This is a genomic window from Mesorhizobium sp. ESP-6-4, from assembly GCF_020164735.1.
Classification (GTDB): domain Bacteria; phylum Pseudomonadota; class Alphaproteobacteria; order Rhizobiales; family Rhizobiaceae; genus Mesorhizobium.
Genome location: NZ_JAIUGS010000011.1, coordinates 62,861 through 77,600, shown reverse-complemented (window position 1 = coordinate 77,600; position 14,740 = coordinate 62,861). Strand labels below are relative to the sequence as shown.

General features: G+C 64.4%; 16 protein-coding genes. 9 read left to right on the top strand and 7 right to left on the bottom strand.

What is annotated here, in order from left to right; translation table 11 throughout:
- The first annotated feature begins 111 nt into the window (after positions 1 to 111).
- Positions 112 to 942 (top strand): extensin family protein, encoded by an 831-nt coding sequence (locus tag LB523_RS19835; protein WP_224606168.1) that lies wholly within the window; start codon positions 112 to 114, stop codon positions 940 to 942.
- 6 nt (positions 943 to 948) lie between these two features.
- Here LB523_RS19835 and LB523_RS19830 read toward each other — a convergent pair whose 3' ends face one another.
- Positions 949 to 1,632 carry a gamma-glutamylcyclotransferase gene (locus tag LB523_RS19830; RefSeq protein ID WP_224606164.1) on the bottom strand — a complete coding sequence of 228 codons (684 nt, stop codon included), beginning with the start codon at positions 1,630 to 1,632 and terminating at the stop codon, positions 949 to 951.
- A 141-nt stretch (positions 1,633 to 1,773) separates the two neighbouring features.
- Between LB523_RS19830 and LB523_RS19825 the strand changes: the two genes are divergently transcribed.
- Both LB523_RS19825 and LB523_RS19820 read left to right on the top strand, forming a co-directional pair.
- Positions 1,774 to 2,478, top strand: a complete 705-nt coding sequence (locus tag LB523_RS19825) for an LssY C-terminal domain-containing protein (protein WP_224606161.1) — start codon at positions 1,774 to 1,776, stop codon at positions 2,476 to 2,478.
- A 171-nt stretch (positions 2,479 to 2,649) separates the two neighbouring features.
- The gene (locus LB523_RS19820; RefSeq protein WP_095766567.1) at positions 2,650 to 3,960 is read left to right on the top strand and encodes a hemolysin family protein; all 1,311 of its coding nucleotides are present in this window, start codon (positions 2,650 to 2,652) and stop codon (positions 3,958 to 3,960) included.
- Between the two features lie 147 nt (positions 3,961 to 4,107).
- Here the strand turns inward: LB523_RS19820 and LB523_RS19815 are convergent, their stop codons facing one another.
- Entirely contained in the window at positions 4,108 to 5,001 is an 894-nt protein-coding gene (locus tag LB523_RS19815; RefSeq protein ID WP_224543149.1) for a LysR family transcriptional regulator, read from the bottom strand.
- Between the two features lie 104 nt (positions 5,002 to 5,105).
- On the opposite strand from LB523_RS19815, the gene LB523_RS19810 reads away from it, so the two are divergent.
- Complete coding sequence (locus LB523_RS19810) at positions 5,106 to 5,975, top strand: SDR family oxidoreductase (RefSeq protein ID WP_224606158.1); 870 nt, start codon at positions 5,106 to 5,108, stop codon at positions 5,973 to 5,975.
- A gap of 47 nt (positions 5,976 to 6,022) precedes the next feature.
- Entirely contained in the window at positions 6,023 to 6,496 is a 474-nt protein-coding gene (locus LB523_RS19805) for an SRPBCC family protein (RefSeq protein ID WP_224606155.1), read from the top strand.
- A gap of 46 nt (positions 6,497 to 6,542) precedes the next feature.
- On the opposite strand, the gene LB523_RS19800 is transcribed toward LB523_RS19805, so the two are convergent.
- On the bottom strand, positions 6,543 to 6,908 hold the full coding sequence (locus LB523_RS19800) for an avidin/streptavidin family protein (protein WP_224606152.1): 366 nt from the start codon (positions 6,906 to 6,908) through the stop codon (positions 6,543 to 6,545).
- 198 nt (positions 6,909 to 7,106) lie between these two features.
- Positions 7,107 to 7,712, bottom strand: coding sequence for an NADPH-dependent FMN reductase (locus LB523_RS19795; RefSeq protein WP_095766563.1), 606 nt, complete (start codon positions 7,710 to 7,712; stop codon positions 7,107 to 7,109).
- A gap of 89 nt (positions 7,713 to 7,801) precedes the next feature.
- On the opposite strand from LB523_RS19795, the gene LB523_RS19790 reads away from it, so the two are divergent.
- Positions 7,802 to 8,170, top strand: coding sequence for a winged helix-turn-helix transcriptional regulator (locus LB523_RS19790; RefSeq protein WP_140629822.1), 369 nt, complete (start codon positions 7,802 to 7,804; stop codon positions 8,168 to 8,170).
- A gap of 158 nt (positions 8,171 to 8,328) precedes the next feature.
- On the opposite strand, the gene LB523_RS19785 is transcribed toward LB523_RS19790, so the two are convergent.
- The gene (locus tag LB523_RS19785) at positions 8,329 to 8,532 is read right to left on the bottom strand and encodes a hypothetical protein (protein ID WP_224606150.1); all 204 of its coding nucleotides are present in this window, start codon (positions 8,530 to 8,532) and stop codon (positions 8,329 to 8,331) included.
- A 126-nt stretch (positions 8,533 to 8,658) separates the two neighbouring features.
- Entirely contained in the window at positions 8,659 to 9,054 is a 396-nt protein-coding gene (locus tag LB523_RS19780) for an acyl-CoA thioesterase (RefSeq protein ID WP_042646168.1), read from the bottom strand.
- Positions 9,055 to 9,242: 188 nt separating this feature from the next.
- Between LB523_RS19780 and LB523_RS19775 the strand changes: the two genes are divergently transcribed.
- The 3 genes from LB523_RS19775 to LB523_RS19765 are packed head-to-tail and all read left to right on the top strand — an operon-like array spanning position 9,243 to position 12,981.
- The gene (locus tag LB523_RS19775; RefSeq protein ID WP_224606148.1) at positions 9,243 to 10,859 is read left to right on the top strand and encodes a GMC family oxidoreductase; all 1,617 of its coding nucleotides are present in this window, start codon (positions 9,243 to 9,245) and stop codon (positions 10,857 to 10,859) included.
- The gene (locus LB523_RS19770) at positions 10,856 to 12,067 is read left to right on the top strand and encodes a mandelate racemase/muconate lactonizing enzyme family protein (RefSeq protein WP_224606146.1); all 1,212 of its coding nucleotides are present in this window, start codon (positions 10,856 to 10,858) and stop codon (positions 12,065 to 12,067) included. Before LB523_RS19775 ends, LB523_RS19770 begins: the two co-directional genes overlap by 4 nt.
- Positions 12,064 to 12,981, top strand: coding sequence for an NAD(P)-dependent oxidoreductase (locus tag LB523_RS19765; protein WP_224606144.1), 918 nt, complete (start codon positions 12,064 to 12,066; stop codon positions 12,979 to 12,981). The genes LB523_RS19770 and LB523_RS19765 overlap by 4 nt, the downstream gene beginning before the upstream one ends.
- 70 nt (positions 12,982 to 13,051) lie before the next feature.
- Here the strand turns inward: LB523_RS19765 and LB523_RS19760 are convergent, their stop codons facing one another.
- On the bottom strand, positions 13,052 to 13,990 hold the full coding sequence (locus LB523_RS19760; RefSeq protein ID WP_224606141.1) for a diacylglycerol/lipid kinase family protein: 939 nt from the start codon (positions 13,988 to 13,990) through the stop codon (positions 13,052 to 13,054).
- Positions 13,991 to 14,740 lie beyond the last annotated feature (750 nt).

Here is a 14,740-nt window from a genome sequence, read left to right as displayed (position 1 = left end):
CCAAGCCAAGAACAGCGCCGCAATTCCGCCCCATGCGTGAATGCCGGCGCTGATCTTTCCTTTACTGTTGGCGGTTAACCTTGTGCCATTCGGGGACAAGGACGCCTTTCAATGGCTCGAAGACTTGGCGCTATGCTGGCAGCGGCGCAACGGAGCAAGCGTGCGCGCATCACGGTCGCCGGGCTGGCCGCGGGCGTCGCCATGGCGGCGATATCGGCCTGCACGACCGGTGACGTCTTTGCGCTGCAGCCGGCCGTCGATGTCGGCAGCCAGACGGCAGCCGTGCCGCAGCCCGATGCGCCGCAATATTCCGGAATGCAGCGTCTTGTTCCGTCCAACCCTTATATGACGCAGGCCGCCTATCCGCGCATGGACGAGCCGATGTCGCCTCTCGAGCAGATGCCGGCCAGCGAGATCGACTGCCGCAACGAGCTGAGGCGGATGGGTGTCGTCTATCAGGACGTCCAGCCTATCCATGAGGGCCAGTGCGGCATCGATTATCCGGTAAAAGTCTCGGCCATCGGCAATGTCGCCATGACGCCCGCGGCGACGCTGACCTGCAACATGGCCGCAACCTTTGCCGCCTGGACGAAGAACGAGCTGCAGCCGGCTGCCCGCTGGCGCTATTTCTCCGGCGTCAAGGCGATCCACCAGGGCTCCAGCTATTCCTGTCGCAACATCGCCGGCGAAGGCGTGCTGTCCGAGCACGGCAAGGGCAACGCCCTCGACGTCATGAGCATCGAGCTCAACAATGGCGACGACATCGACGTCCGCAAGCCCGGCCTGTTCGCCTTCCGCACGCGCAGCTTCCTCAACAATGTGCGCGCCGACGGCTGCGAGTATTTCACCACGGTGCTCGGCCCAGGCTACAATTACGACCACCGCAACCATTTCCATTTCGACATCAAGAACCGCAAAAGCGGTTACCGCGCCTGCCGCTAGTCTAGATTAGCATTGGGCTTCGGTGGCAGCGATGATCTGCCGGGCGACCAGATCCTGGATATGCCAAAGATTTCTGTCGCGGATCCCGCTTTCCTCCAGCTTGGCGACCGTCCGGAAAAGATATTGCGCCGAGGAGCCCCAATGCCCGGCGGCGCGCGCCAGCGTGTGCGCAACCTGCTCCAACGCCAGCCTGCCGGCATAAGCCCTGCCCTTGGGCGCGGCGACAAAAGCCAGCGCACGCAATGGCCCGTCCCTGGTCCGGAGCTTGATCCAGCATGGCACGTTGGTCGGCGGGTTCGCATCTATTTCGCGACGAAGCAGTTGGACGATCTGCCCCAGATGGTCCTCCGCCGGCAGCCGATAGGCGATGCCGTTGCAGCTGCCTCCCCGGTCGAGCGCCAGCATCAGCGCCGGCAATTCACGCGTTCCGCGCCAGCGTGTCAGCTTCAGGCAAAATGAGCGGTGCCAACCCAGTGCCGTCGCCTGACGCTGCTCTTCATAGATGAACTCTGGATTCCAGATCAGCGAGCCATAGGCAAAGACCCAAAGCGTCTCAGGCCGATATTGCGCAAGCAGCTGTTCGGCCAGACCGTCAAATTCAGCGTCGCTATGCTCGCTTGTTCCGGGCTCGGGACCTGGATCCGGCTCCATGCGCTCGACCCTCGCGACAAGCTCGGCAGTCAGCGCCATTTTACCGCGGCCTGTCTTTGTCGGTTCCATTCGCCGCACCCCCGTCAAACGATAATCGATGGTAGACGGTCTCCAGATCGCTGGCCATTGATTTCCCGTGATTGTCGCGCAACACATGCCATACGGGATCGAGCGGCGTTCATGAGCCACAGAAGTTTGAGACGACGCGCGGTGATCTGGATCGCGGCTTTCTGCGCCTTCTACGTGATGCTCGCCTATCTCGCCGCGCCGGAATTCTGGACCTGGCGGGAGCGCGGCTTCCGCACCCGGCCCTTCGAGATGGTGACGCATACGCCGCAGGGCATTCCCGGCGATCCGATCAATGTCGGCCTTGTCGGCACCGAGAAGGAAGTTGTCCACGCCTTCGCGGTCGCGGGCTGGGACACTGCCGATGCCGTGACGCTGCGGACCGCGATCGACATCGGCGAAAGCGTCTTGTTTTCCCGCCCCTACCCCGATGCGCCGATGAGCCGCCTTCTGTTCGAGGGCCGAGCCCAGGACCTGGCCTTCGAGAAGCCGGTCGGCGACAGCGCCGACCGGCGCCACCACGTCCGCTTCTGGCAGACGGACACGGTGGGCGACGGCCGCCCGCTCTGGCTGGGCGCCGCGAGCTTCGATCGCGGCGTCGGCCTCAGCCACGATACCGGCGCCGTCACCCACCATATCGGCCCCGACATCGACGCGGAGCGCGACTTCCTGATCGGCGATCTGAAGGCCGCCGACCTGCTGGCCTCCACCAGCGAGATACCCGGGATCGGCGCCACCAAGGCCGGACGCAATGGCGGCGGCGATCCCTATTTCACCGACGGCATGGCCATTATCGGCGTTCTGAAGACGCAGCAGTGACGGCGCACCGTCGCGCGCGCGCTGACGCCGAAGGTGCGCGTCGTGGTCGACGCGCTTGTCGGGCATTTTTCGGCGCCGCTTTGGGATGCCGCCTGAACAGCGCGCCTGTCATGTTCCAAAAATACCCGCGGGCTATTTTCGAACGCACTGCAGCAATGCTATTGACCGCCCATGCTATATGTTGAAATCGCCGTCGTGGCCGTCCTCATTCTGGTGAACGGCCTCTTGTCGATGTCGGAGCTAGCCATCGTCTCGTCGCGGCCCGCCCGCCTCAAGGCGATGATCGACCGCAACGTCAGGGGCGCGGGCCGCGCGCTGGCGCTCGGCTCTAACCCCGGCAAGTTCCTGTCCTCGGTGCAGATCGGCATCACCCTGGTCGGCGTTCTCTCCGGCGCCTTTTCGGGCGCGACGCTCGGCGAAAGACTGGCGCAATATCTGGCGTCGACCGGCATCCGCGAAAACATCGCCGATCCTGTCGGCGTCGGCATCGTGGTCGCCTTGATCACCTATGCCTCGCTCATCGTCGGCGAGCTGGTGCCGAAGCAGATCGCGCTCAAGGATCCGGAGCGCGTCGCCGTCAGAGCCGCGCCGGCAATGACCATCCTCGCCACCTTCTCGGCGCCGCTGGTCTTCCTGCTCGACCTCTCGGGCCGCGCGGTGCTTTGGCTGCTTGGGCAGGCCGGCGAGACCGAAGAGAAGGTCACCGACGAGGAGATCAAGATGCTGGTCGCCGAGGCCGAGCATCACGGCACCATCGAATCCGACGAGCGCCGCATGATCGCCGGCGTCATGCGTCTCGGCGACCGCGCCGTGCGCGCCGTCATGACGCCGCGCACCGAGGTCGACTGGCTGAACCTGCAGTCCGACGAGACTACGGTCAAAAAGCTTCTGATGGATACCCAGCACTCGCGCCTGCCCGTCGGCGACGGCAATGTCGACGCCATGGTCGGCGTCATCCAGACGCGCGACGTGCTGGCCGCCCTTCTCGCCGGCAGGGTGCTGGATCCGCGCCAGCATGTGCGCGCCGCCCCCATCGTGCATGATCAGGCCGACGCGCTCGACGTCCTGCAGAAGCTGAGGGAATCGGACGTGCCGATGGCGCTCGTTCATGACGAATACGGCCATTTCGAAGGCATCGTCACGCCGGCCGACATCCTCGAAGCCATCACCGGCGTGTTCCGCTCAGACCTCGAGGCCGGCGAGGAAGAGAACGCCGTCAAGCGCGATGACGGCTCGTGGCTGCTCGCCGGCTACATGCAGGCCGACGAGATGGCCGAGGTGCTTGGCATCGACCTGCCCGAAAACCGCGACTACGAGACCGTCGCCGGCTATGTGCTGTCGCATCTGCATCATCTGCCGACCACCGGCGAATGCGTCGACGCGCAAGGCTGGCGTTTCGAGGTGGTCGACCTCGACGGCCGCCGCATCGACAAGCTGATCGCCACCCGCCTGCCCGACGGCCATCGCCCGGTGGCGCGCTGAGGCGAAATTTATGTGGTGATCAACTCGCCGTCAGCTTTGAACGGCCAATCTGCTTTCCGGCAAACCGCCACAAGCTGCCGCTTCCAGCAGTGCAGGGTTGCCGCATAGAGAAGGCGGAAGCGCCAGATAGCGTTTCGATCATTCACCTTATCCGCCGATGTAGGCCGCCAATTCGTCAGGGGTTCCCTTGGGAAACGCCTGCTTCAAATAGTCGAGGAACGCCGATACGCGGACGCTGAGCAAGCGTCGGGACGGATAGAGCGTCCATAGGGCGATGTCCGGGCCGTCGACATCGCCCCAATGCACCAGCGTTCCAGCAGCCAGATCATGACTTACAAGCGAGATCGGCAAACGTCCGGCGCCGACGCCCGCCCGGACGGCATCGCGGAACATGAGGAGCGACGAAAGGCGAAGGACCGGCTCAATCGCGATGCGTGACCGTCCGGTCGGCGTCACGATGTCCCAGGCTGCAACGCGCTCGCCGGACTCCCGCACGACGGCCGGAACGGCGAGATCGTCAGGCGGTCTGGCGAGGCCCGGACTCGCGACCACGACCAGCCGGTCGCGCAGGAACACCCGTCCGACAAGACTTTCATCGGGCTCGGGATCGACCCGGATCACCAGATCGTATCCCTCCTCGATCATATCGACGGCCCGGTCTTCCGTCGTGACCTCGAGCCGGACTTCCGGATATTTCAGCGCGAACCCGGCGGCCAGCCTCCCCATCGCAGTTTGGGAGAAGAGCAGCGGCGCGCTGATCCGCAGCCTGCCCCGCGGCGTGCGTCCGCCCGAAGCGATCGCCGTCGCGGTTTCGTCCAATTCGGTCAGCAACGCTCCCGTCCGCTCGAAGAGCGCCCGTCCTTCCTCGGTGAGCTTCAGCGCACGCGCCCCGCGCTCGAACAGACGCAAGTCGAGGGCGGCCTCCAGTTCCGCGACTCGGCGAGACAGGGTCGCCTTCGGGCGCCCCGCGGCGCGCGCCGCCTTTCCGAACCCTCCATGCCGGGCAACCAGATTGAAATCAGCGAGGGCGAGAAGGTCCATCTGTTCCACCATTGAGACGCTGTGTCCAGATATAGCGCCTATCGGTTCGAATGTGGATCACTCATTTACGGGATGTCTTTTGACCCAAACCCGGAGTGAACCCCATGACCATTCTCGTTACCGGCGCGACCGGCAATGTCGGCAGCCAAGTCGTCAACCAGCTCGTCAAGCGCGGCGCCGACGTCCGTGCGCTTGTCCGCGATCCTTCCAAGGCGAACTTCCCGGCGGGCGTCGCCGTCGTGCAGGGCGACCTGCTCGACGTCGATTCCCTGCGCAGCGCCTTCTCGGGCGTCTCCACCCTGTTCCTGCTCAATGCCGTGGTGCCCGATGAATTCACCCAGGCGCTGATCGCGCTCAACCTGGCCCGCGAGGCAGGCATCGAGCGCATCGTCTACCTGTCGGTGATCCACGGCGAGCTTTACGTGAACGTGCCGCACTTCGCCGGCAAGCTCGCGGTCGAGCGGATGATCGACCAGATGGGCCTCAACGCCACCATCCTTCGTCCGGCCTATTTCATGAACAACGAGCTCATGATCAAAGACGTGATCCTCAGCCAGGGCGTCTATCCGATGCCGATCGGCAGCAAGGGCTTGGCAATGGTCGACGCGCGCGACATAGCCGAGGTCGCAGCAATCGAGTTGCTTCGCCGCGAGCAGGCCGAAATTGCCCTCCCGCTCGACCGGATCAACCTCGTCGGTCCCGACACGCTGACCGGCACGGATATTGCCGGCATCTGGACCGAGGTCCTGGGTCGCCAGATCGCCTACCCCGGCGAAGATCTGGCAGGCTTCGAACAGAACCTGCGGCAGTTCATGCCGAGTTGGATGGCGCTCGACATGCGCCTGATGGGCGAGCGCTTCATCAGCGAGGGCATGATTCCCGATGCTGGCGACGTCGACCGCCTGACCAAGCTGCTGGGTCGGCCGCTGCGCACCTATCGCGACTTCGCCGCAGAAATCGCTGCCTCGGCCTGACGCCGGAGGCAGCCTGCCACCCCAACATCAATCCTAAGGATACAATTATGATCTACTCAACCGCCACCGTCCCGGTGAACCCGGAAGGCGCGACCAGGCTGACCCGTGCACAAGCCTGGGCTGGCCTGGAGCTCAAGGCCCGCGACGCCCGCGAATTCCTGCCGCCCGGCCTCTGCACCCGCTGCGATGTCGTGGAAGAAAGCGAGACGCATTTCGTGCGCGAAGCAACCATCGCGGGTGCAGATCTGCGCGAGATCATCACGCTTGAACCGGAGAGCAAAGTCACATTCTTCCAGGCCACCGGGCCGCGCGAGGGCGCGATCATCAACGAACTGTTCGAGGGCGCCGACGGCACGCTCCATCTGCGCTTCTACTGCTATCTCGGCCTGCGTGGCAAAGAGCCGAACGGCCCCGAGGAGCAGGCCGAACAGGCGCAGTTCGACGGCGACCAGGGCTACAAAGCCGCCCTGCTGTCCACATTGAAGCGCACCCGCGAGCTGCTCATGGAGGGCCGGCTCTGACCATCACCCATGAACATCAATCAGGGACCTTCTCTCGTCGGCTTGGCTATTCTCGGAAAAAGGTGTCGAGGCTGATGCCGAAGGCGCGCCAGGTTCCTACCTGCTTGCGGGAAGCGGTTTCGCCCTCCTTGCCGGTGATGGTGCTGCCGGCCACTGTCAGCCACATCGTCTCCAGCTTGCCGTCTCGCAAAATGCCGGTGTAGCTCACGGCGGCAGGGCCGGCCGTACCCTCGCCGGCGGCCGTTACTCCAATCACGTCGCCATGCGCGATGCCGGATATCGGCACGGTCTGTCCATAGAAGCTGCTGTCTTCGAGCGCCGTGCGAAACGTGCCTTCAATCCGGCCGCCGTCCTCGCCGGTGATGTCGAGGACGGACCCATACTGATTGCGCCATCTGCCAAGCCAAGGCATCCCGCTCCTCCACGACTGTGCTGTCTTTTTCTTCGGTGGATTCGGGCCTGCATCTAACGCGCCGTTCCGAGCGGTCAACAGCGCGGCGGCCAAAGGGATCAGCCTGGGATCCAGGCCAGACAGACAGCTCCGCAAATGGAAAGGGGCAGCGCTGGCGCTGCCCCTTTCTCATTGGGAGGACAGTGTCGATCGACCGCTCTAAGCGGCCTGGGCTTCGCCGGCGATCGCGTCGGCGGCGCGAGCCGCTTTCAGCACCCTTGCCCACCAGGCGACGTCGTTGACCAGGGCGGCGGCCGACTGGTTCAGGTGCTCGAGATCCTCGAGCTTCTTCTCGCCCTGGCGAACTGCAAGGAAATCGCCCCAGGCGATGTGCACCGCCGACTTGACCGGCGCCATCTGCAGCTCGACGGCGATCAGCCGAAGGTGCTCGATCGCGCGCGAGCCGCCGACGCTGCCATAGCCGACGAAGCCGGCCGGCTTCTTGTTCCACTCGTTGGCGGCGTAGTCGATGGCGTTCTTCAGCACAGCGGTCGGGGCGTGATTGTATTCAGCGGCGGTGAAGATGAAGCCGTCGAACTCGGCGACCTTCTTCTGCCAGCGCTGCGCCACTTCGTTCTGCGACGGCGCCCAGGCGGAGGAAGCGACCTCGTCGAAGAAAGGCAGCGGCCAGTCGCGCAGATCGACGATCTCGACATCGATATCGGCGTGCGACTTGGCGATCTTGGCGATCCACTGCGTCGGCACGTCGGCGAAGCGGGCGGCGCGCGTCGAACCGACGACAATGGCGATTTTGGGCTTGGACATAAGGGCTCTCCTTGCGGGAATTTCTGGTATCGTTTGGATACCGGCGCTATATGTGATACTGACAAATCGACGCGCAAGGAGGCACTTCTTTGTTACTGAGGCACCCGCACAACACCGAGGACTGCCGGGCCGTTTCGGAAATCCTGCAACGGGTCGGCGACAAATGGACGGTGCTCGTCGTCGGCAAGCTCGGCGGCGGACCAATGCGCTTCAACGAATTGCGCGCCGCTGTCGGCGGAATTTCGCAGAAGATGCTGACCACCACCTTGCGCGGTTTGGAGCGCGACGGCTTCGTCACGCGCAAAGTGTTTCCGACCATTCCGCCACGTGTCGATTACGAGCTCACCCAACTCGGTCACGAGCTCCTCGTGCCGGTCGGCGCGCTCGGCGAATGGGCCCGCAAGAACACCAATCGGGTCCGCGAAGCACGCGCGAAATTCGACGGCCTACAGGCCTGAAGCCCTTGCAATGAAAGGTTTTTAACCTGCCGATGAAACCATGGGCCTCAGCGCCGGTTGCATCGCGCTTTCGATTTTGATCGGAGCCTTCGCGGTTCCGCCGGCGGCGTCGCCGGGCAGCCGCTTCGCCAAGGAGACCCGTCTTTAGCCGCCACCGATCAGACGCTTGGGGCAGTGCTGTCGCAGCACGCCGTCGAGCAGCTCTTGAATTGCGCGGCCATCTTGCCGGCCGCCGTCCGGTCCCGCATGCAGGCGACGTGTGGAAGACCTTTGCTGACTTCCATGTAGGCCGTTACGCCAAGCAGGCAGACCAGAGCAACAAGGGCTGCCACGAGCCAGCCGTTCAGCATACGTTGACGCATTGTCTTTCCCCCGCGCCCACAAGGTGGGGCGTGAAGGCAACCATTGGATGTCGCGAAGGGAATCTCCCGCGTAGGCGTTGTTACAAAGCGGCAAGTCTGGGGAGAATCAGTAATCCCGCCGGCGCGTCAGCTCTCGGCCGGAACCGGCTTCGGCTTGCCTTCGCCGTCGAGCGCCACCATGACGAAATCGGCATGGGTGACCTTCTCCATCAGATCGGAAAGATAGCGCTGCGCCCAGGCTTCGACCTTGAGCACCATCGAGGTGCGGCCGACGCGCTCGACATGGGTGTAGATGCACAACGTGTCGCCGATCTTCATCGGCTTGGCGAAGGACATCTCCTTGACCGCGGCGGTGACCACGCGGCCCTTGGCGCGCTCGGCGGCGCGGATGCCGCAGGCAAGGTCCATCTGCGCCATCACCCAGCCGCCGAAGATGTCGCCGGCCGCATTGGCGTCGGACGGCATAGCGAGCGTGCGCAAGGTCAGATCGCCAAGGGGTTTTCCGTCCGCGTAATGCACCATGGCGAAATCCTCAAAGGGCAGCTTCTGTTGCGTATCAATGCGACCGCCATGTCGCAAGCTCTGGTAAAAGCGAAATGTGCCCCACTGCGCCGGTCGCTTTTTTCACAAGCCATGCCGGAAGCCACGGCGACGCCGCAAGCCGGCAATGTCTAGGGTAAGCGCAACATTGCGGAGCCCGCTTTTCCATCATGCAGACTTACGACTTCATCATCGTCGGCTCCGGCTCGGCCGGTTCGGTCGTTGCCGACAAATTGTCGGCCTCGGGCCGCTTCTCGGTGCTGGTGCTGGAGGCCGGCGGAACCGACCGGCGCTTCTATGTCCAGATGCCGCTCGGCTACGGCAAGACCTTCTTCGATCCGGCCGTCAACTGGAACTACAAGGCGGAGTCCGACCCCGGCCTGACCGGCAACAGCGATCACTGGCCGCGCGGCAAGCTGCTTGGCGGCTCGAGCTCGATCAATGCCATGGTCTTCATCCGGGGCGCGCGCGAGGATTTCGATGCCTGGGCCGCCGCAGGCAATCCCGGCTGGGCCTATGACGACCTCCTGCCATCCTTCAAGGCGCTGGAAGACAATGCGGCGGGCGCCGACCAGTGGCGCGGAATCGGCGGCCCCTTGCACATCACCGACTGCACGAACGCGGTGCATCCGCTGACCAAGCGCTATCTTGCGGCCGCTCAGCAGGCCGGGCTGCCGCTCAATCCGGACTTCAACGGCGCCTCCCAGGAAGGCGTCGGCGTCTATCAGATCACGACGAAGAACGGACGCCGCATGTCGGCCGCCCGCGCCTTCCTGCGGCCGGCGATGAAACGCGGCAATGTCCGTGTCGAGACCAACGCGCTGGCGACGAAGATCCTGTTCGACGGCAAGCGCGCCGTCGGCGTCGAATACGAGCAGAACGGGCAGAAGAAGACGGCTCGCGCGGGCCGCGAGGTGATCCTGTCGGGCGGCTCGATCAACTCGCCGCAACTGCTGCAGCTGTCCGGTATCGGCCCTGCGGCATTGCTGGCCGACCTCGGCATCCCGGTCGTCCATGCCAACGACAATATCGGCGCCAATCTGCAGGACCATGTCGGCATCAACTACACCTTCAAGGGCAAGCTGCCGACGCTCAACCAGGTCCTCAGGCCATGGTGGGGCAAGCTGCTAGTCGGCATGCAATACATCCTCTTGCGCTCCGGTCCGCTGTCGCTGTCGATGAACAATGCCGGCGGCTTCTTCCGCACCGACCCGTCGATGACACGGCCGAACATGCAGCTCTATTTCCAGGCCTTCTCCACCGTCATCCCGAAGAGCGGCGAGCGCCCCATCCTGACGCCCGACCCCTGGCCGGGCTTCTCGATCGGCCTGTCCAACTGCAGGCCCTCGAGCCGCGGCGAGATCATGATCCGCTCGAAGGATCCGCGCGACTATCCGAAGATCACGCCCAACGCCTATTCGACCAATGCCGATGTCGACGAGATGCTGGCGGCGGTGAAGTTCGTGCGCAAGATCGCCTCGATGCCGGCCATGGCAGAGATCATCGAGGAAGAGGTGCTGCCCGGCCCCTCGATCCAATCGGACGCCGACCTGATCCAGGATTTCAGGAAACGCTCGGGCACCGTCTATCACCCGGTCTCGACCTGCCGCATGGGACCGGACCCCGCACGCGCCGTCGTCGACCCGCGGCTTCGGGTGCATGGGTTGGACGGCCTGCGCGTCATCGACGCTTCGATTTTCCCCGACAACATCACGGGCAACACCAACGCCGCCGCGATCCTGACCGGATGGAAAGGCGCCGACCTGGTTCTGGAGGATCACAAATGAAAATCACCGACGTGAAGACCTGGGTTGTCGGCAACCCGCCGCCCGGCATCGGCGGCAAATATTTCATCTTCGTCAAGCTCACCACCGATGGCGGCGTGGTCGGCTATGGCGAGGCTTACAACGCCACCTTCTCCGCGCATGTCACCGCGACGATGATCGAGGACATGGCCGAGCGCTATCTCGTCGGCCGCGATCCGCACGACATAGAGAATTTCTTCCGCCGCGCCTATTCCTCCGGCTTCACCCAGCGCCCCGACGTCTCCGGCATGGGCTGCTTCTCGGCGCTCGAAATGGCCTGCTGGGACATCGTCGGCAAGGAAGCCGGCAAACCGGTCTACAAGCTGCTCGGCGGCCAGGTGCACGAGACCCTGCGCTCCTACACCTACCTCTATCCGCACACCGGCAGCGTCCATTCGGAAGATGCGCGCGGCAAGAACGTCTACAACGACCCCGACATGGCTGCGGCCTGCGCGCTCGAATATGTCGAGCAGGGTTTTAATGCCGTGAAACTCGATCCGGCCGGCCCCTACACCGCCTATGACGGCCATCAGCCGCGCTTGATCGACATCGACCTGTCGGCGCGCATGGTCAAGGCGATCCGCGAAGCAGTGGGTAACAGGGCGGATATCCTGTTTGGCACGCATGGCCAGTTCACCGCCTCGGGGGCGCTGCGGCTCGCCCGCGCCATCGAGCCCTACGATCCGCTCTGGTTCGAGGAGCCGGTACCGCCTGATATGCCCGAGGTGATGGCGCAGGTCGCCCGCGGCACATCCATTCCGATCGCCACCGGCGAGCGGCTGACGACGAAGTTCGAGTTCGCCCGCGTCATCGAGAACCGCGCCGCGACCATCCTGCAGCCGGATCTCGGCCGCTCCGGCGGCATCCTGGAGACCAAGAAGATCGCCGCCATGGCCGAGGCCTATCACATCCAGGTCGCGCCGCACTGCTACTGCGGCCCGATCGTCGGCGCCGCCAACATCCAGCTCGCGGTGACGCTGCCCAACTTCCTCATCCTGGAATCGCTGAAGCAGTGGGACGGTTTCCACGCCACGCTGCTCAAGAAGAAGATCGAATGGCAGGACGGCAACGTCATCCCCTCGAAGGAGCCCGGCCTCGGCGTCGAGCTCAACGAGGCGGTCTGCGAGGCCCATCCCTATAGCGGCAAGGAGCTGCATCTGCAGATGATGCAGACGCCGTTGATGCCGTGAGCCTCGCTTACGCTTTCGTCGGCCTTGGCCATCTCGGCGGCAACCTTGCCGCCAGCCTACTGCGCAACGGCTTTGCCGTCACCGTCTTCGACCGCGACCCGGGAGCGGTCGAGCGCCTGGTCGCGCTCGGCGCCACGGCGGCGGCCAGCCCGGCCGAGGCCGCTGCCCGCGCCGGCAATGCTATCACCTGCCTGCCCTCGCCGAAGGTCAGCGAAACAGTGCTCGCCGGCCCCGGCGGATTGCTCCAAGGCCTGCCCGCGGGCGGCACCTGGATCGAGATGTCGACGAATGGCCGTGACGAGATTTTACGGCTCGCCGTGCTGGCATCGGCACAAGGCATCAAGACGCTCGAATGCCCGGTGACCGGCGGCGTCCATCTGGCCGCGGCGGGCAGGATCACGGCGCTCGTCGGCGGCGATGCGGCGCTCTACGAACGCCATCGTCCGGCCATCGAGGCGATGTGCGCGAAATCCTTCCTGATGGGCACGGTCGGCTCGGCGGCGGTGATCAAGGTCATCACCAATATGCTCGCCTTCATTCATCTCGTCGCTGCCGGCGAAGCGTTGATGCTGGCGAAGCAGGGCGGGCTCGATCTCGCCCAGGCCTACCACGCCATCGTCGCCTCTTCCGGCAACAGCTTCGTCCACGAGACCGAAAGCCAGCTGGTGCTTAACGGCTCCTACGACATCGGCTTCACCATGGACCTGGCGCTGAAGGACCTCGGCTTCGCGCTTGCCATGGGCAGGGATTTCGGCGCGCCGCTCGATCTTGCCACCCGCGTCAACGCGATTTTCGAAGAGGGTAAGCGCGCCTATGGTGGTGGTGCCTGGTCGACACAGATCGTCAAGCTGCTTGAGGATGAAGTCGGCGTGGAGCTTCGCGCGCCGGGCTTTCCGGCGAAGCTCGAACTGTAACCCGGCAGAAATTAGCCAGCTGTTTCAATTGCCTGACCGGACCGGCTGAATCGGCCTCTTAGCCGCTGATTCAACCTCTCAGCGTCAGCGCGCCGGGCAGGATCTCGAATGTCGCCGGAATTCGGCCTGGCGACTCGCCGTCTATGTCGACCAGCGCGCTGTTCTTCTCGGCATCGCCGAGCGGCTCGACCAGCACCTTGCGGCCACGCAGGATGGTGATTGCCGGATGGTTGCGGTGGCGCCCGCCATAGAGCAGGCGGAGGTCGCGGATCAGCCCAAGCTTGCCGGCGGCCCGCAGGATGACGATGTCGAATTGGCCGTCAGCGAGCTCGGCGTCCGGCGCGATCATCATGCCGCCGCCGAAGAATTTGCCGTTGGCCACCGCCACCAGCGCCATGCGCGCCTCGACCGGCTCGCCGTCATCGATGGTGATCCTGACATCCTGAAAACGGTAGCGGATGAACTCCAGCACGGTGCGCCAGAAGAACAGCGCCTTGGCCGAGACCCTGCCCTTGCGCTTGTCGGCATTGACGGCGCGATCCGTCGCGCCGGACAGGCCGAGGCTGGCAATGTTGATGAAGTGGCGGCTGGCCAGCGCGCCGTGGTCGTCGATGTAGCAGATGCGGCCAGCGTCGATTTTTCGCGCATTGGAATCGGCGATCCGCTTCAGCGCGGCATCGATGCCGCGCGGCAAGTCGAGCCCGCGCGCGAAGTCGATGCCGGTACCACAGGGCAGAAGGCCAAGCGCGGCTTCCTGGCCGGTCTCATCTTGTGCCTGCAGCAACCCGTCGGCCACCTCGCTTGCGGTGCCGTCGCCGCCTGCCGCGATCACCAGGTCGCACCCGCCGGCGGCGAGATCGATCGCGAGCCGCTCTGCGTCGCCGCTGGCCTGAGTTTCGCGCAAGTCGAAATCGCCGAAATTCGCCTTGAGTGATGCCGCAGCCTCCGCCCAATGCCGCTTGAGCCTGCCGCCGCCGGCAATCGGATTGAGAACCACCCCGACTTTCAAGTCGACCTCCCCCGAGGCAAGTCCCGCAACTAGTACCCAAAGTCTTTTGCCGACATTGAAACGCGGACCGGGCGCCGGAGCAAGGCTCCAACGTCGAACGGTCACAGAAAAGCGGGGCAGGCTGTCTAAGCGGTTCGGCCGGCGGATTCCGCGGCTTTTGCCATTGGTCCCCGATAATCCCGCTATCCACAGGCGCGCCGGCATTCCCTGGAACCCTTACCCGGCGTACATTCAACCCATCTCAGGCGGCTACCGAACGCCCAGCCGAAAGGCAAAAGCGCAAGGCGGATTTCCTGAGGCCCGTACGGCCCAGAACGAGAGCAGGCTCGCCTGTTTGAGGGACGGATGCCGAGACCTACGGGTGCCGCGGAAAGCGTGCCAACGCCGACGGCGGACCGATGCTGCCATGAAGGCCGGTGAAAACCTTCGATGGCACGCTGGGCGAAGCCCGCAAGGGTGGAGATCGGCGTGGTCTGGAACGGGAGCTGCCCTTCGGGCGGCGACTGGCAGGACCGTCAAAATCAAGGCTGGCCTGGCGCGACGACTTTACGGAAGTTGCTGCCTTGACTGGTTCCTGATCTGACAGGGAGGCGCTGGGAGAAATCCCAGCGCCAACTGTCTTTTTGGCCCGCCTCACAGGCTACCGCGCCTTCCGGGCGTCCGCTGCTGATGCTTTCCGGCCACAGTCGCCGGCCAAGCAACCTTCCGTAACGCGTCGACACGCACAATCCACAATCGCGGCCAAATCCC